10 protein-coding genes are annotated in these 17,418 nt (G+C 67.4%); 4 read left to right on the forward strand and 6 right to left on the reverse strand.

The features are described from left to right. Positions 1-151 precede the first annotated feature (151 nt). The 6 genes from ABD002_RS06625 to gltB form a co-directional block, all read right to left on the reverse strand. Positions 152-2,737: a heavy metal translocating P-type ATPase gene (locus tag ABD002_RS06625; RefSeq protein ID WP_343788415.1), complete on the reverse strand. Its 2,586-nt coding sequence runs from the start codon at positions 2,735-2,737 to the stop codon at positions 152-154. Then, positions 2,734-3,162 carry a heavy metal-responsive transcriptional regulator gene (locus tag ABD002_RS06630; RefSeq protein WP_343788418.1) on the reverse strand — a complete coding sequence of 143 codons (429 nt, stop codon included), beginning with the start codon at positions 3,160-3,162 and terminating at the stop codon, positions 2,734-2,736. Before ABD002_RS06630 ends, ABD002_RS06625 begins: the two co-directional genes overlap by 4 nt. 125 nt (positions 3,163-3,287) lie before the next feature. Further along, positions 3,288-6,860, reverse strand: coding sequence for an indolepyruvate ferredoxin oxidoreductase family protein (locus tag ABD002_RS06635; protein ID WP_343788421.1), 3,573 nt, complete (start codon positions 6,858-6,860; stop codon positions 3,288-3,290). 146 nt (positions 6,861-7,006) lie between these two features. Beyond that, positions 7,007-8,221, reverse strand: a complete 1,215-nt coding sequence (locus ABD002_RS06640) for a sterol desaturase family protein (RefSeq protein ID WP_343788425.1) — start codon at positions 8,219-8,221, stop codon at positions 7,007-7,009. A 178-nt stretch (positions 8,222-8,399) separates the two neighbouring features. Continuing rightward, positions 8,400-9,857: an FAD-dependent oxidoreductase gene (locus ABD002_RS06645; protein ID WP_343788427.1), complete on the reverse strand. Its 1,458-nt coding sequence runs from the start codon at positions 9,855-9,857 to the stop codon at positions 8,400-8,402. Continuing rightward, positions 9,854-14,320 (reverse strand): glutamate synthase large subunit, encoded by a 4,467-nt coding sequence (gene gltB, locus ABD002_RS06650; RefSeq protein ID WP_343788430.1) that lies wholly within the window; start codon positions 14,318-14,320, stop codon positions 9,854-9,856. Before gltB ends, ABD002_RS06645 begins: the two co-directional genes overlap by 4 nt. Here gltB and ABD002_RS06655 point away from each other — a divergent pair. The 4 genes from ABD002_RS06655 to ABD002_RS06670 all read left to right on the forward strand — a co-directional run bounded on the left by ABD002_RS06655 (position 14,313) and on the right by ABD002_RS06670 (position 17,347). After that, positions 14,313-14,546, forward strand: coding sequence for a hypothetical protein (locus ABD002_RS06655; RefSeq protein ID WP_343788433.1), 234 nt, complete (start codon positions 14,313-14,315; stop codon positions 14,544-14,546). The genes gltB and ABD002_RS06655 overlap by 8 nt on opposite strands. Positions 14,547-14,626: 80 nt before the next feature. Then, positions 14,627-15,943 carry a NupC/NupG family nucleoside CNT transporter gene (locus ABD002_RS06660; RefSeq protein ID WP_343788436.1) on the forward strand — a complete coding sequence of 439 codons (1,317 nt, stop codon included), beginning with the start codon at positions 14,627-14,629 and terminating at the stop codon, positions 15,941-15,943. A 34-nt stretch (positions 15,944-15,977) separates the two neighbouring features. Further along, complete coding sequence (locus ABD002_RS06665; RefSeq protein WP_343788439.1) at positions 15,978-16,346, forward strand: four helix bundle protein; 369 nt, start codon at positions 15,978-15,980, stop codon at positions 16,344-16,346. Next, positions 16,343-17,347: a ribokinase gene (locus ABD002_RS06670; protein WP_343788443.1), complete on the forward strand. Its 1,005-nt coding sequence runs from the start codon at positions 16,343-16,345 to the stop codon at positions 17,345-17,347. The genes ABD002_RS06665 and ABD002_RS06670 overlap by 4 nt, the downstream gene beginning before the upstream one ends. Positions 17,348-17,418 lie beyond the last annotated feature (71 nt).

The following is a 17,418-nucleotide window of genomic DNA, read 5'->3' on the forward strand; positions in this document are numbered from 1 at the left end:
GAATGGAACCCGTCATGGTGCCTCTCCGACCCGTGGTGCGTCCAGCGCGGACCATCGATCCTGGTGCGCCAGTTCAACAAATGGACGGCGGTCGGCTGCAATGTTCGGGAGTCCAGGACGGATGCACCCCAATCCGATCAGTCGCCTTGCGTCAGTTTCCTGAAAGTCCGGCCTTGCGCAGCCGCAACGCGTTGCCGACCACCGACACCGAAGACAGGCTCATCGCGAGCGCGGCGAGCATCGGCGACAACGTGACGCCGAGCAGCGGATACAGCACGCCGGCGGCCAGCGGCACGCCGATCGCGTTGTAGATGAACGCGAAGAACAGGTTCTGGCGGATGTTTGCCACCGTCGCGCGCGACAACGCGCGGGCGCGCACGATCGCGGTGAGCTCGCCCTTCACCAGGGTGATCTGCGCACTCTCCATCGCCACGTCGGTACCACTGCCCATCGCAATCCCGACATCCGCGGCAGCCAGCGCCGGCGCGTCGTTGATGCCGTCGCCGGCCATCGCGACGCGGTGGCCGGCGGCCCTGAGCGCGTTCATCACGTCAGCCTTGTCCGTAGGCGACACGTCCGCGCGCACTTCATCGATGCCGAGCTCGCGCGCCGCCGCCTGCGCAGTGGTCGCATTGTCGCCGGTGAGCATGACGATACGCAGGCCATCGCGATGCAGCGCCACGATCGCCTCCTGCGTGCTCGGCTTGATGCGGTCGGCGACCGCGACCAGGCCGGCCAGCGCGCCGTCGACAGCGAGGAACATCACCGTCGCGCCATCGCCGCGCAGGCGCTCGGCCGTCGCGTCGGCTTCCGCGCCGAGGGTGACCGCGGACTCCTGCAGCAGGCGCGCGTTGCCGAGCGCGACCTCGCTGCCCTCGATGCGCCCGCGCACGCCGCGGCCGGTCAGGGCGCGGAAGTTTTCGACATGCGGCAGCGTCGTGCCAGCCGCGGCCGCGACAATCGCTTTCGCCAGCGGATGTTCGCTCGGCCGTTCCAGCGCAGCGGCCAACACGAGCAGACGCTCGCGCGACAACGTGCCCAACGACACGAGCTCCTTCAGCGAGGGCTTGCCCTCAGTCAGCGTGCCGGTCTTGTCCACGACCAGCGTATCGACCTCGCGCAGCGCCTCGATCGCGGCAGCATCCTTGAACAGCACGCCGTTCTGCGCGCCGCGCCCGCTCGCGACCATGATCGAGATCGGCGTGGCGAGTCCGAGCGCGCACGGGCAGGCGATGATCAGCACCGACACCGCCGCGATCAGCGCATGCGCGAGGCGCGGCTCCGGCCCGAGCAGCGCCCAGCCGGCGAACGCGAGCGCGGCGACTGCGACCACCGCCGGCACGAACCACGCGGCGACACGATCGGCGATCCTTTGCAACGGCGCCTTGCTGCGCTGCGCCTGCGCGACCAGCGCCACGATCTGCGCGAGCATCGTCGCGGCGCCGACCTTTTGCGCGCGCATCGTCAGCGCGCCGTCCTGGTTCACGGTACCGCCGGTCAGCGTATCGCCGTTCGTCTTCGCGACCGGCAACGGTTCGCCGGTCAGCATCGACTCGTCGACGTGGCTGGCGCCGTCCAGCGCCACGCCGTCCACCGGCACCTTTTCGCCAGGCCGCACGCGCAGCGTGTCACCGGCGCGTACTTCGTCCAAAGGCACATCGCTTTCGCTGCCGTCCGCGCCGATGCGGCGCGCAGTCTTCGGCGCGAGGCCGAGCAGCGCCTTCAGCGCGGCGCCGGTGCGGCGGCGCGCGCGCAATTCCAGGAAATCGCCGAGCGTGACCAGGGTGACGATCACCGCGGCCGATTCGAAGTACACGCCGACCCGGCCGTGCGGGTCGCGGAAGCCGGCCGGAAACAGCGCCGGCGCGAGGAATGCGACCGCGCTGTAGGCCCAGGCCACGCCGGTGCCGAGCGCGATCAGCGTGTACATGTTCGGCGACCACGGCCGGCGGACTCTCCCTTCCGTCCCGACCGGGCCGCGTTGTTCCACAACCCCGAGGGCCGGGCCGGATTCGCGGCGGAGCGGCGTCATTGCTCGGTCGCGTATCGACATACGCTCCCTCGCGCTTGCTTGCTCCACCGCGAATCCGGCTCCGGCGCGACCCAGCCAGGACGGAAGGGAGAGTCCGAGCGACCGCCAGCCGCGCGTAAAGAACGGCGCGCCGCCCCACAGCACCACGAAGCTGGACAACACCGCCTCGACCCAGCCAGCGACGCGGCCCCACGGCGCCGGCAGATGCCAGCCGAACAGATGCGGACCCATCGCGAGCACGAACACCGGAAGGGTCAACGCAGCCAGCGTCCCCATGCGGCGCGCCATCGCGCGCAACTCGCCGCCATCGTCCACGTCTGCGCTCGGCAGCATCGGCTCCAGCGCCATGCCGCACTTCGGGCAGTCGCCGGGACCGGACTGCTGCACTTCCGGGTGCATCGGACAGGTGTAGAGCGTGCCGGAAGCCGGCGTGGCCACGTCGCCATGACGCGCAGGTGTGGCGCTGCGTTCCTGCTCGCGCTGGCGGGCCTTGGCGAGGATCGCGACCGGGTCGGCCTCGAACGTGCGCCGGCAGCCATCGCTGCAGAAGTAGTACGTCGTGCCGGCATGATCGGCATGGCGATGCGTTGTGGTGGCGACGCGCATGCCGCACACCGGGTCGATCGCGAAGTCGGCCTGCGCCGAGGCGTCGGGCGCTTTGTGCGCGCAGCAGGCGTGCTCGTTCGAACGCTCGTGACCGCTCATTTCGATGCCCCGTCGTCGCCCAGCGCACGCAGGATCGGGCACTGCTCCAGCGCACCGTGGCCTGGGCACGCCGCGATCAGCTGCTTCAGACCCCTCTGCACGAGCTTCAGCTCGCGGATGCGCTGCTCGACGACATCGAGACGCTGTTCGGCGCGCTGCTTCACGCCCTTCACGCCGCGTTCGCGATCCACCGACAGCGCGAGCAGGTCGCGGATCTCGTCGAGGCTGAAGCCGAGGTCCTTGGCACGGCGGATGAAGCGCAAGCGCGCGACGGCACCGGTGTCGTAGTCGCGGTAGCCGGACTCGCGCCGGTGTGGCGCGGGCAACAGGCCCTCGCGTTCGTAGTAGCGGACCGTGTCGATGCCGACGCCGGCTGCGCGGGCGACGGCGCCGATGGCGAGATGGGTGGCGGGGGTCGTGTTCATGGCGCCATCCTAAACCCTGGAGTTCGGTCCAGAGTCAAGACCTCGCGAGCCGGCGCGATGAGGCTACCTCGCGGCCCGGCGCTTCGCCGCCGGGCACGGGATGACGCGTGCGCTACGCGTCGCGGTTACGCAGCCGCGCGATCCGCCGAAGGATTCCGCCACGCGGAGAGCAGGTCGTCCTGACGCTTCATCGCGTCGGCGTGGTGGCGTTCCTTGACGTGGCCGTAGCCTCGGATGTGCTCGGGGATCGAAGCGATGTCGACCGCGAGCGCGTGGTTGCCGTTGTCGAGGCCGGCGAGCAGTTCGTCGAGCGTCTTCGTGTAATCGACGATCTGCTGGCGCTCCATCCGGCGCTCAGCGGTGTAGCCGAACACATCGAGCGCGCCACCGCGCAGGCTGCGCAGCTTCGCGAGGACCTTGAATGCCTTGAACACCCACGGGCCGTATTCGGCTTTCTTCAGGTGGCCATCGGCATCGCGCCTGGCGAACAGCGGCGGCGCGAGGTTGAAGTGCAGCTTGAAGTCGCCGTCGAACGTCTCTCGGATGCGTTGCTCGAAATCGCCGCTGGTGTACAGGCGCGCGACCTCGTACTCGTCCTTGTAGGCCATCAGTTTGAACGCGTAGCGCGCGACGGCTTCGGTCAGCGTGGTGAAGCCCGGCGTCTTCGCGCTTTCCGCCGATCGCACCTTGTCGACCAGCGCGCGGTATTTCGCGGCGTAGGCGGCGTTCTGGTAGTCGGTCAGGAACGCGACACGACGTGCGATCTGTTCGTCGAGATTCGCGCTGAGCGTAGCGTCGTCGAGCGGTGCGGCAGCCCGGGTCGACGCCGACGTCGTGCGCCGCACCGGCAGCGCGAGCGGAATCGCGCCGGACGGTAGATGCGGATTCGGCAAGCCGGCGGCCTTGCGCACCGCGACGATGTCGTGCGCAGCGAGGCGGCCCCAGTTGAACGCGGCCTTGTTCATCTCGATCGCAGCCGCGTTGAGCTCGATCGCGCGCATCAGCGCGCCGTGCGAGAGCGGCACCCAGCCCTTCTGCCAGGCGTAGCCGAGCATGAACAGGTTCGCCGCAATGGTGTCGCCGAGCAGCGCGGTCGCGAGTTCGGTCGCGTCGACGAGTTCCGGCGATTCGCCATCAAGCGCGGTCTTCACCGCATCGATGATCTGCTGCGCCGGAAACTGCATGTCCGGCTTCATCGTGAACGTGCCCGGCATCGCCTCGTAGGTGTTCAGCACGACGTGCGCACGACCGGCGCGAATCTTCGACAGTGCCCAGTAGTCGTTGACCACGACCATGTCGCAGCCGAGCACGAGGTCGGCTTCGCCGGCCGCGATGCGCACGGCGTGGATGTCGTCCGGTGTCTTCGCGATGCGCAGGTGGCAGGTCACCGCACCACCCTTCTGGGCGAGACCGGTCTGGTCGAGCACGGTGCTGCCCTTGCCTTCCAGGTGCGCGGCCATGCCGATCAGCGCGCCGATCGTGACCACGCCGGTGCCGCCGATGCCGGTGACCAGGATGTTCCACGGCTGCGCGAGGTCGGTCGCGATCACCGGCTGCGGCAACGTGGAGAAGTCGACATCGGCCTTGCCTTTCTTCTTCTTGAGTCCGCCGCCGATCACCGACACGAAGCTCGGGCAGAAGCCCTTCACGCAGGAGAAATCCTTGTTGCAATTGCTCTGGTCAATCTCGCGCTTGCGGCCATACTCGGTTTCCTTCGGCAGCACCGAGACGCAGAACGACTTCTCGCCGCAGTCGCCGCAACCCTCGCAGACCAGCGAGTTGATGAACAGGCGCTTCTTCGGATCTTCCAGCTTGCCGCGCTTGCGGCGGCGACGCTTCTCGGTCGCACAGGTCTGGTCGTAGATGAGCGCGGATACGCCAGGCACTTCGCGCATGCGTTTCTGCACCGCGTCGAGCTCGTCGCGGTGAATGAATTCGACGCCGGTGGGGAAGATCTCGGGCTGGCTCCACTTCGCGATGTCGTCGCTCATCACGATGATCGTCTGCACGCCTTCGCTGCGCACCTGATGCGCGATATCGGGCACGGTCAGCGTGCCGTCGACCGGCTGGCCGCCGGTCATCGCGACCGCATCGTTGTAGAGGATCTTGTAGGTGATGTTGACCTTGGCCGCGATCGCCTGGCGGATCGCCAGCGAACCCGAATGGAAATAGGTGCCGTCGCCGAGGTTCTGGAACACGTGCTGGGTTTCGGTGAACGGCGCCTGGCCGCACCAGGTCACGCCTTCGCCGCCCATCTGCGTGAACGTGTCGGTGCGCCGGTCCATCCAGGTGACCATGTAGTGGCAGCCGATGCCGCCGAGCGCGCGCGAGCCTTCCGGCACCGCGGTCGAGGTGTTGTGCGGGCAGCCCGAGCAGTAGTGCGCGGCGCGCGGGAAGCTGGCGCGCGGCAAGGTGAGCTCTTTTTCCTTGGCCTCGATCCAGGCGACGCGCGAGGTGATCGCTTCACTGGTGAAGAAGCGCGCCAATCGCTTGGCGATGACCAGCGCGATCATCGCCGGGGTCAGCTCGTTCGTCGACGGCAGGATCCAGTTGCCGGCCTCGTCGTACTTGCCGACCACGTGCGGGCGGCGCGCCTCCGGCCAGTTGTACATGTATTCCTTCATCTGCGACTCGATGAAGGAACGCTTCTCCTCGACGACGACGATGTCCTCGAGACCGCGCGCGAACTCGCGGATGCCGACCGGCTCCAGCGGCCAGGTCATGCCGACCTTGTAGACGCGGATGCCGATCTCGCGCGCATCGCTCGCGCTGATGCCGAGGTATTCAAGCGCCTGCAGCACATCGAGATAGCTCTTGCCGGTGGTCACGATACCGAGACGTGCATTCGGCGAGTCGATCACGACCTTGTCGATCTTGTTCGCGCGCGCGAACGCGGTCGCCGCCTGTACCGCGTACTGGTGCAGGCGCATTTCCTGGTTCAGCGGCGGATCCGGCCAGCGGATGCTGAGGCCGCCCGGCGGCAGCGCGAAGTCTTCCGGCAGCACGATGTCGAGCTGGTGCGGATTGACGTTGACGCTGGCCGAGGACTCCACGGTTTCGGCAATCGTCTTGAAGCCGACCCAGCGTCCGGTGAAACGCGACATCGCCCAGCCGAGCAGGCCCATGTCGAGGATGTCCTGCACGCCAGCGGGATTCAGGATCGGCATCATCGCCGAGACGAATTCGAGTTCCGAACCGTGTGGCAGGGTCGACGAACGACACGCGTGGTCGTCGGCCGCGAGCGCGAGCACGCCGCCGAACTTCGCGGTGCCGGCCGCGTTGCCGTGCTTGAACACGTCGCCGCAGCGGTCGACGCCGGGACCCTTGCCGTACCACATCGAGAACACGCCGTCGTACTTGGCGCCAGGGAACAGGTTCGCCTGCTGCGTGCCCCAGACCATCGTCGCACCGAGGTCTTCGTTCAATCCCGGCTGGAATTCGATGTTCGACGCGGCGAGGTGCTTCTTCGCCTTCCACAGCTCGAGGTCGAAGCCGCCGAGCGGCGAACCGCGATAGCCCGAGATGAAGCCCGCGGTGTTGATGCCGGCCGCGCGGTCGCGCATCTGCTGCATCAGCGGCAGGCGCACCAATGCCTGTACTCCGGACAGGTAGATTCGGCCTTCGGCACGCGTGTACTTGTGTTCGAGCGTGTAGTCACGGTCGATGGAGGGCGCGAGCACAGTGGCGGGCACGGACATGACGGATACCTGACAGGGGGCGGCTGGGGCAACCGCCGATTTTAGCTGGATTCGGGGAACGCTGCCTCGAACGCGGCGCGATCCCGGCCAGCCGAGGCGGTGCTTCGACGTGCGCCGCGAGAATCCGCGCTCACCACGCGGTGACGCTAGTCCAGCGGCTTCGCCCGAAATGGAAACATCTGCTGGTTCACGAAGCCATCCGGCATGTAGTCGCCCACCACGCCGTACTTCGCCGGGAACGGCTTGGCCGCCGGAATCTTGACCGCGGTGCGGAACAGGTAGTCGAGGAAAGCGTAGTGCGCGGCGTAGTTGCGATCGATCGCCTCGTCGTCGGAGGCGTGGTGCCAGTGATGGAAGTCCGGCGTGACGATCAGGTACTTCAACGGGCCCCACGGCAGGTGCACGTTGGCATGATTCAGCACGGCCTGGAAGCCGACGACGATGATGTAGGCGTTGATCACGCCTTCACGGAAGCCGAGCACGAACAGCGGCGCGAGCACCAGCACGCGCGTCGCGATGATCTCGAACACGTGCTGGCGCGAACCTGCGAGCCAGTCCATCGTCTTCGTGCTGTGGTGCACCGCGTGGAATTTCCAGAGGAACGGCACCTCATGGTAGGCGCGATGCGTCCAGTACTGCGCGAGGTCGGCAACGAGGATGCACAGCAGCAGCTGCGGCAGGAACCAGATGCGCTGCACCGCGAGCTGGAAATCGTGGTTGACCAGCCAGCCGAACGCATGATGGATCACGAAGTTGACGGTCAGCAGGATCAGGCCGACCAGGAAATGGTTGACCGCGAAATGCTTGAGATCAGTCTGCCATTCGCGGCGGAACACCGCCTGGCCCCTGTACAGCGGAAACAGCTTCTCGAGCACGATGAAGATCAATGTCGAGCCAAACAGATCGAGGATGAACCAGTCGAGGCCGATGTACGGCGTGTGATCCGGGAAGTTGCCGACCGGCACGCGCGAGCCGCCGAGCGCGACCGCGGCGATCACGAACACGAACGCGACGACGTTGAGATTGCGCCGCACGCCGAGCACGAGGTTCGCGAGCGCAAGGCCGCCGGCAACCAGCAACGCGACGAACAGTGCCTGGCGCAGCACGTCGACCGAGTACTGGTGGCGCAGTTCCGGTGTGGTCAGGTACTCGGGGAAGTGGAACGCGAGCACGCCGAGCAGGCACAGGAAGCCGAGCGAGAACGCGACGATCGTCGCGATCATGCCCTGGCCGAACTTCAGTTCGCCGCTGCGCGCGAGCAGGTCGGTGGTGTCGTCGACGGCGGAGTTCACGAATACAGCCGGCGCCTTGATCGCGTTGCCGATCGCGTAGGGAACCCTGCTGATCGATGGTCTGGACATTGGCTTCCCGTTGCTCGGACCCGGAAACGGCCGTCCCGTTGCGCACTACGATTCGGTGCACGGGTCGGCTCCTTCGGTCGCCGAAGAATACGCCTTGATCGGGCGCGTGCGGAGCGCAATCAGCAGGAACGCCAAGGCGTCACCCGGCCATCCCTTCGGCGAGGACGCAGCGGCGCCGCTAGGACGCCGCCGCTTCCGCCTCGGCCTGCACGCGCTGCGCCACGATCGTGGCGGCTGCAAACCCCTTGATGATCGAAGCGGCCGCCTCACGCCCGTCATGCACCGCGCGCACGACCAGATCCGCGCCGCGCACATTGTCGCCGCCGGCGAACACGCGCGGGTTCGTGGTCTGGAACGGAAGCCTGCCCGCTCTGCCGACGACGACGCGGCCGCTCTCGTCCAATTCGATGCCGGCGCTCGCGCACCAGTCCGGTGGGCTCGGCCGGAAACCGAACGCGACGATGATGGCGTCGGCCGGCAGCGTCTCCTCGCTGCCCGCGATGGCTTCGGGTCGCGCGCGGCCGTTGCGGTCGGCGACGAGGCGCGTCTCGATCACGAGAAGTCCGTTCACGCGCCGCTCGCCGAGGATCGTCAACGGCTGGCGGTTGAACAGGAAGCGCACGCCTTCCTCGCGTGCGTTCTTCACCTCGCGGCGCGAGCCCGGCATGTTCGCCTCGTCACGCCGGTAGACGCAGGTGACCGAGGCCGCGCCGAGACGGATCGCGGTGCGGTTGCAATCCATGCCGGTATCGCCGCCGCCGAGCACGACGACACGCTTGCCGCGCAGGTCGAGTTGCGGATCCGCGGTTGCGCCATCAGCAAGCAGGCGACGCGCGTTCGCGATCAGAAACGGCAGCGCCGGCAGCACGCCAGGCAGGCTGTCGCCAGGCAAGTCCGCGGCGACTTCGCGATAGGCGCCGGTGCCGACGAAGACCGCGTCGTGGCGGTCCAGCAATGCGTCGAAGCCGATATCGCGCCCGACCTCGACGCCGAGGCGGAACTCGACGCCCATCGCCTCGAGTACGCGCCGGCGCAGTCGCACGATGTCCTTGTCGAGCTTGAACGGTGGAATGCCGAACGTGAGCAGGCCGCCGATTTCCTCGTAGCGGTCGAACACGGTCGCGGCGACGCCGGCGCGCGCGAGGCGATCGGCTGCGGACAAGCCGGCCGGCCCGGCGCCGACGATCGCGACGCGGCGACCCGTCGATTTCACCTTCGACAAGTCCGGCCGCCAGCCCTGCCGGAACGCAAGATCGACGATGTCCTTCTCGATCGATCCGATCGTGACCGCGCCGAAGCCGTCGTTGAGCGTGCAGTCGCCCTCGCAGAGGCGATCCTGCGGACATACGCGGCCGCAGATCTCCGGCAGCGGGTTCGTCTCGTGCATCAGCGTCGCCGCCTCGAACACGCGGCCCTCCTTCACCAGCTTCAGCCAGTTCGGGATGTAGTTGTGTACCGGGCACTTCGATTCGCAGTACGGATTGCCGCAGTCGATGCAGCGCGCGGCCTGTTCCTCGCCCTGGCCGGCGTCGAACTGTCCATAGATCTCGCCCCAGCCGAGCACGCGCACGGCGACTGGCACTTCTCGCGGCGATACGCGTGGTATCTCGATGAAAGTCGGAATCTTCTCCTTCATGCGGCGCGCCTCAGGGCGTCGATCAGCGAGTCGATGCTCGCGGCCTTCGGCTTGACCAGCCAGAACTTGCCGAGCAGGTCGCGGAAGTGATCGAGGATCTGCGCACCCCAGACGCTGCCGGTTGCCGCAACGTGCGCTGCGATCAGGCTGCTCAGATGCTGCAGGTGGTTCTCCATGCCTTCCGGCGAGATGCGATGGATGTCAATCAGCTCGTGGTTGTAGCGGTCGACGAAATCGCGCTCAGTGTCGAGTACGTAGCCGAAGCCGCCGGTCATGCCGGCGCCGAAATTGATGCCGGTCGGCCCGAGCACGACGACGATGCCACCGGTCGTGTACTCGCAGCAGTGGTCGCCGGTGCCCTCGACGACCGCGAGTGCACCGGAATTGCGCACCGCGAAACGCTCCCCGGCGCGACCGGCCGCGTACAGCTCGCCACCGGTCGCGCCATACAAACAGGTGTTGCCGATGATGACCGCCTCGCGCGCGACGAAGCCGGCATCCGCTGGCGGATGCACCACGATGCGGCCGCCGGTCATGCCCTTGCCGACGCCGTCGTTCGCCTCGCCTTCGAGCACGATATGCACGCCGCCAGCATTCCACGCGCCGAGGCTCTGGCCGGCGCTGCCGGACAGGCGCAAGGTGATCGGATGCGCATCCATGCCGCGGTCGCCATGCGCGCGCGCGACCTCGCCGGACAGACGCGCGCCGAGCGAGCGGTCGGTGTTGCGCACCGCGTAGCGGAACTCGCCGCCACGCTTGTTCGTGACCGCGAAGCGCGTGTCGCCGGCGATCCTCGCGGCGAGCGTGGCCGGATCGCGTGGCACGTTGCGCGCACCGGAACAGACCTGCGCGCCATCGACGACGAGGCCGGCCGCATTCAACAACGGCGCAAGATCGATGCGCGCATGCTTGCCGTCGACATCGCTGCGCGCCTGCAGCAAGTCGACGCGCCCGACCAGATCCTCGAGGCAGCGCACGCCGAGCTGCGCGAGATGCGCACGCACGTCGTCGGCGACGAAGCGGAAATAACGCATGACCTTTTCGGCCGTGCCGACGAAATGCTGCTTGCGCAACACGTCGAGCTGGGTCGCGACGCCGGTCGCGCAGGTGTTGAGATGGCAGATGCGCAGGTACTTGCAGCCCATCGCGATCATCGGCGCGGTACCGAAGCCGAAACTCTCGGCGCCGAGGATCGCTGCCTTGATTACGTCGAGGCCGGTCTTCAGGCCGCCATCGGTCTGCAGGCGCACGCGCTCGCGCAGGCCGTTGCGGCGCAGCGTTTCATGCGCCTCGGCGAGGCCGAGTTCCCACGGCACGCCGGCGTAGTGGATCGAACTCAGCGGACTCGCGCCGGTGCCGCCGTCGTGGCCGGAGATCGTGATCAGGTCCGCATAGGCTTTCGCGACGCCGGCCGCGATCGTGCCGACGCCCGCGTGCGCCACCAGCTTCACCGAGACCAACGCATCAGGATTGACCTCCTTCAAATCGAAGATCAGCTGGGCCAGATCCTCGATCGAATAGATGTCGTGGTGCGGCGGCGGCGAGATCAGGCCGATGCCCGGCCGCGCGTAACGCAGCCGCGCGATCAGTTCGTTGACCTTGTGGCCCGGCAGCTGGCCGCCTTCGCCGGGCTTGGCGCCCTGGGCGATCTTGATCTGCAGCACCTCGGCGTTGACCAGGTATTCCGCGGTCACGCCGAAACGCGCCGAGGCGACCTGCTTGATCTTCGAGGATTTGTCGGTGCGATAGCGCGCCGGATCCTCGCCGCCTTCGCCGGAGTTCGAACGCGCGCCGAGCCGGTTCATCGCCTGCGCCAGTGTCTCGTGCGCTTCCGGCGACAACGCGCCGAGCGACATGCCGGCCGAATCGAAGCGCTTCAGGATCGACTCGACGGATTCGACCTCATCGAGTGCGACGGACACCGTGTCGGCACGCAATTCGAGCAGGTCGCGCAGCGCGGCCGGCGCGCGATGGTCGACCAGATCGGCATAGCGTCGGTAGTCGTCCGCCTCGCCGGTAACGACTGCGCGCTGCAACGCGCCGACCACATCCGGGTTGTAGGCGTGGTATTCGCCGCCGTGGACATACTTGAGCACGCCGCCGGGCGCGAGCAGCGCTTCCTCGTCGAATGCCGTGCGCACACGCGCGCGCTGCTCGGCTTCGATATCGTCGAAGCGCGTGCCGCCGATGCGCGACGGCGTGCCCGCGAAGCAGAGATCGACGATCGCGTGATCGAGACCGACGATCTCGAACAACTGCGCGCCGCGATAGCCGGCGATCGTCGAGATGCCCATCTTCGACAGGATCTTCAACAGTCCCTTTCGGATCCCCTTGCGATAAGTGCGGCCGAGCTCGCGCGGCTCGCCGGCGTGGTCGCCAATGTGCCCGCTGCGGCCGAGGTCGAACAAGGTCTGGTAGGCGAGATACGGATATACCGCCGATGCGCCGAAACCGATCAGGCAGGCGAAGTGATGCGCGTCGCGTGCGGTGCCGGTCTCGACGATCAGGTTGCAGTCGCAGCGCAGCTGCGCCGTGACCAGCGCCTGATGGATCGCACCGGTCGCGAGCAGCGCGTGCACTGGCAGCTTGTCCGGTTGCTGCGGCGGATAGCGGTCGCTGAGGAACACCAGTTTCGCGCCGCCGCGCACGGCAGTGGTCGCCGCGATGCAGAGGCGCTGCAGCGCGGCCTCGAGACCCTCGTTCTCGTGGTAGTAGAGATCGACGAAGCACTGCGCGTTGGTGAACTGCGGCAGCGCGAGCAATTGCCGCAGCTTGCGCTGCGAGAGTACCGGCGAGGTCAGCAGCACCTGCTTCGCGTTCGCCGCCGAGAGTTCGAAGATGTTGCCCTCGGCGCCGATCTGCGTGACCAGTGACATCACCGCAGTCTCGCGCAAGGGATCGATCGGCGGGTTGGTGACCTGCGCGAAGGCCTGGCGAAAATAATCGTAGAGCGGGCGTGCCGCGCCGGACATCGCCGCGACCGGCGTGTCGTCGCCCATCGAGCCGGTCGCCTCGACGCCGTCCTCGGCGAGTGCCGTCAGCACGGTGTCGCGCTCCTCGCGCGACAAGCCGAACAGCTTCTGGAAGCGGGCCAGCGTCTCGGCCGGGAACGGTTCGGCAGCGAGACCCGGGTCGATCATGTGCGATTCGAGATAGGTGACGCCCTCGCGCAGCCAGCGTTTGAACGGGGCGAGGCCGCGGTTCAGCGCGTCGACATCCGCGTTCTGCACCAGCCGATGTTCGACGAGGTCGACCGCGATCATCTCGCCGGGACCGAGACGGCCCTTCGCGGTGATCGCGGCAGCCGGCACGTCCCAGATGCCAGCCTCGGAGGCGACGATCAGGTGGCGATCCGCGGACAGCGCCCAGCGCGCGGGCCGCAGGCCGTTGCGATCGAGCGCGCAGGCCGCGTAGCGGCCATCGCACATCACGAGTCCGGCCGGTCCGTCCCAGGGCTCGGTATGCAGCGCGTAGTACTCGTAGAACGCGGCGAGGTCGGCGTCGATGTCCTCGCGCGCGGACCAGGCCGGAGGCACCAGGATGCGCATCGCGGTCGGCAACGCGATGCCGCCGATCAGCAGAAGTTCGAGCGCATTGTCGAGGCTCTGCGAATCCGAGCCGTCCATCGCGATGAGTTCGCCGAGTTCGGAGAAGTCGATCAGCGGCGAAGTCAGCTTCGGACTGCGTGCCTGCATCCAAGTGCGGTTCGCACGGATCGTGTTGATCTCGCCGTTGTGGGCGAGATAGCGGAACGGCTGCGCGAGCCGCCACTGCGGCGAGGTGTTCGTCGAGAAGCGGTTGTGGAACACGACGGCGGAACTTTCGAGTTCGGCGCGCGCGAGATCGGGATAGAACCGGCGCAGCGCGCCCGGCAGCACCATCGCCTTGTAGCCGATCGTCGCCGCGGACAAGGTGACCACGTAGAAGTGCGCATCGTCCGCCAACGCGTTCGTCGCCAACCGGCGCGCGCGGAACAGCGCGCGCTCGAACGCGCCTTCGTCGAGCCCCTGCGGTGCATTCACGAACAGCTGTGCGATCTGCGGTCGGCTCGCTGCGGCCTGTTCGCCGCAGACTGACGTATCGAGCGGCACCTCGCGCCAGCCGGCAACCTCGAGGCCTTGCGCAAGCAGGCGCGCCTCGAGTTCGCCGGTCGCGCGCGCGCGATCGGCCGCTTGCGGCGACAGGAACACGAGGCCGGCGGCGAAGCGTTCGCCGAGCGCGATGCCGGCCTCTGCGGCGAGCGCGCGCAGCCAGGCGATCGGACGGTACATCAGCACACCGCAACCATCGCCGGACAGTCCGTCGGCGCCGACCGCGCCGCGGTGCGCGAGCCGCTCCAGCGCGGAAAACGCGCTGTCGACGAGATGCGTGCTCGCGCGCGCATCGAGCTGCGCGATCAGGCCGAAGCCGCAGCTGTCGTGTTCGTAGCGCGGGTCGTACAACCCGACATGCCGGTTGGCCATCGTGCACACCTTCGCGTGGGGCCGCCTGCAGGCCACGCACCCGGCGCTTCCGGTCGAATGGACGTCTAGGTGTCCATTCCGGAACGCGACCCGCAAGCTGCTGTTCGCGGTCGAGTGGAACACATTTGCTGCGCTGCGTCAAAAACGAACGAAGCCATCGCGCGACCGCCGCCAGCGGCCCCCGAAAACTTGCGTGGATCGCGTGTGGAACGCGGTGGACGCGTGAAGCCGCCTTGCGCGCGGCTTTGCCGCTGCTCTACGCTCCGTCGATTGGGCGGCGCCCGGGGTGCCGTTGGGGAGATCTCGATGATGCAGGCGCTGGGCCAGATCGCATTCGGGCTGTTCGGCCTCGCCGTTCTCATCGGCATCGCATTCCTGTTCTCGAACAACAAGCGCGCGGTCAGCTGGCGGCTGGTGCTGACCGGTGTCGCGCTGCAGATCGTGTTCGCGAGCCTGGTGCTGAAACTGCCGCTCGGCCGCGATGTGTTCAACGCGATCGCGACCGGCTTCGTCAAGCTGCTCGACTTCGTGCGCGTCGGTTCCACCTTCATCTTCGGCAGCTTCATGGACACCTCGAAGTTCGGCTTCGTGTTCGCGGTGCAGGTGCTGCCGACGATCATCTTCTTCGCCTCGCTGACCGGCGTGCTCTACCACCTCGGCGTGATGCAGCGGATTGTCAGAGGCATGGCCTGGGTGATCACCAAGGTCATGAACGTGTCCGGCGCGGAGACCACCAGCGTCTGCGCCAGCGTGTTCATCGGGCAGACCGAGGCGCCGCTGACGATCAAGCCGTACATCGAGCGCATGACGCAGTCCGAGCTGATGACCGTGATGATCGGCGGCATGGCGCATATCGCCGGCTCGGTGATGGCCGCCTATGTCGGCCTGCTCGGCGGCGACGACCCGATGCAGCGCCAGTTCTTCGCCAAGCACCTGCTGACCGCAAGCATCATGGCCGCACCGGCAACGCTGATGCTGGCGAAGATCCTGGTACCCGAGACGCAGGAACCGTTGACCCGCGGCACCATCAAGCTCGATGTCGAGAAGACCACCGCGAACGTGATCGACGCGGCCGCGACCGGCGCCGGTGACGGCCTGCGCCTCGCGCTCAACGTCGGCGCGATGCTGCTCGCGTTCATCGCGCTGATCGCGCTGGTCAACGGCCCGATCCAGTGGCTCGGCACGCATGCCTGGGGCGCCGACGCCGCCTCGTCGATCAACAGCTGGCTGTCCGCCAGCGCCGGGCGCCCGATCGAACTCTCGCTGCAGACCCTGTTCGGCTGGGTGCTCGCGCCGCTGGCCTGGCTGATCGGCGTACCGTGGCACGACGCGAACCTGGTCGGCAGCTTCATCGGCGAGAAAGTCGTGATCAACGAATTCGTTGCCTATGTCGACATGTCGAAGCACCTGCCGCAGCTGAGCAAGGAAAGCCAGCTGATCGCGACCTACGCACTGTGCGGCTTCGCGAACTTCTCGTCGATCGCGATCCAGATCGGCGGCATCGGCGGCCTCGCGCCGAACCGACGCGCGGATCTCGCCCGGCTCGGTATGCGCGCGGTGCTGGGCGGCTCGATCGCGACGTTCATGACGGCGACGATCGCGGGGGTGCTGGAGCAGCTGTGAGACGAGAGACGTGAGAGGTGAGACGAGCGGAAGCGTGACGCGCAAGCACCGGCGTCTTGATGTCTGGAAAGACGCCGTCGATCTGGTTGAACTGGTCTACCGAACCTCCGCGTCTTTGCCCGCGGAAGAGCGCTATGGCTTGTGCAGCCAGTTGCGCCGCGCGGCAATCTCGGTTCCGACCAACATCGCGGAAGGTTCTGCACGCCGCTCGACGCGCGATTGCCTGCGCTTCCTCGATATCGCCCGCGGTTCACTCGTGGAGATCGAAACCCTGTTGGTCATTGCGCGAAGGCTAGGGATGATTGAGGGTGATCGAAACCTCGACGAATTGACCGAGCGTACGTTCGCGCGTTTGAGCGCCCTTATCCGGAGTCTGTCTCGGAAGGATCATCAACCCCAATGAGTTCGCCCGTCTCACGTCCCTCGTCTCACGTCTCACCCATCGTCATCGTCGTCGGCAGCTACGTGCAGGACCACGCCTGGCTGACCGATCGCTTCCCGCAGACCGGCGAGACGCGCCGTGCGCTCGGCTTCAACACGGGGCCCGGCGGCAAGGGCTTCAACCAGGCGGTGGCCTGTGCGCGCCAGGACGTGGCGACGCTGTTCGTCGGCGCGATCGGCAACGACCATCTCGGCGCGATCGCGCAACGCTTCGCCGATGAGGAGGAGTTGCCGTGCCGCTGGCAGGTGCGCGATGACGTGCCGACTGCGGCATCCAGCATCGTCATCGACCGCAGCGGATCGAACCTGATCGTGGTCAACCTCGCCGCAAACGAACATCTCGATCCGGCGTTCGTCGAGGCACAAGCCGACGCGTTCGAGGGCGCGGCCGTCCTGCTGCTGCAACTGGAAAACAATCTCGACGCGATCGCCGCCGCGCTTGCACTCGGCGCGCGCCACGCTCTCCTGCGTGTGCTGAATCCGGCGCCGGTGCATCCGGCGCTCGACGCGATGCTGCTCGCGCAGTGCGACCTGATCACACCGAACGAAACCGAGTTCGCGCTGCTGCTCGAACGCATTGCCGGCGAACACATCGACGCGGCGACACTGGCCGCGCGCGCCGACACGGACCTGCACCTGCTCGCGCGCAAGCTCGGTGTCGAAACCGTGGTGATCACGCTCGGTGCGCACGGCTGCTTCGTCTCGCACGGCGAGCACGAACGCCGGGGCGACACGCAGGCGTTCTACCGGCTCGCGCCCGAGCGCGTGAAGACAGTCGACTCGACCGGTGCCGGCGATGCGTTCTCCGGTACGCTGGTCGCGGCTCTGGTGCGCTTCGCGGGCCGCCCGTTCCGCGAGGCCGTCGTGCACGCGAACCGCGCCGCCGCGATGTCGACCGAGATCGTTGGCACCGCGCCGGCGATGCCGCGCTTCGAGGCGGTGTCCGCGCGCTTCGGCACATAGTTCGCAGCACTCGGAAAACGGCGAATCGGTCTCACCGCGCGGCGTTTGCCGCAGAATCCATACAATGCCGG

The sequence above is a fragment of the Dokdonella soli genome (assembly GCF_039523175.1).
GTDB lineage: Bacteria > Pseudomonadota > Gammaproteobacteria > Xanthomonadales > Rhodanobacteraceae > Dokdonella_A > Dokdonella_A soli.

Excerpts from the sequence above, each read along its gene's own strand:
- ABD002_RS06625 (WP_343788415.1), bottom strand. The coding sequence starts at position 2,737 with ATGAGCGGTCACGAGCGTTCGAACGAGCACGCCTGCTGCGCGCACAAA.
- ABD002_RS06630 (WP_343788418.1), bottom strand. The coding sequence starts at position 3,162 with ATGAACACGACCCCCGCCACCCATCTCGCCATCGGCGCCGTCGCCCGC.
- ABD002_RS06635 (WP_343788421.1), bottom strand. The coding sequence starts at position 6,860 with ATGTCCGTGCCCGCCACTGTGCTCGCGCCCTCCATCGACCGTGACTAC.
- ABD002_RS06640 (WP_343788425.1), bottom strand. The coding sequence starts at position 8,221 with ATGTCCAGACCATCGATCAGCAGGGTTCCCTACGCGATCGGCAACGCG.
- ABD002_RS06645 (WP_343788427.1), bottom strand. The coding sequence starts at position 9,857 with ATGAAGGAGAAGATTCCGACTTTCATCGAGATACCACGCGTATCGCCG.
- gltB (WP_343788430.1), bottom strand. The coding sequence starts at position 14,320 with ATGGCCAACCGGCATGTCGGGTTGTACGACCCGCGCTACGAACACGAC.
- ABD002_RS06660 (WP_343788436.1), top strand. The coding sequence starts at position 14,627 with ATGATGCAGGCGCTGGGCCAGATCGCATTCGGGCTGTTCGGCCTCGCC.
- ABD002_RS06670 (WP_343788443.1), top strand. The coding sequence starts at position 16,343 with ATGAGTTCGCCCGTCTCACGTCCCTCGTCTCACGTCTCACCCATCGTC.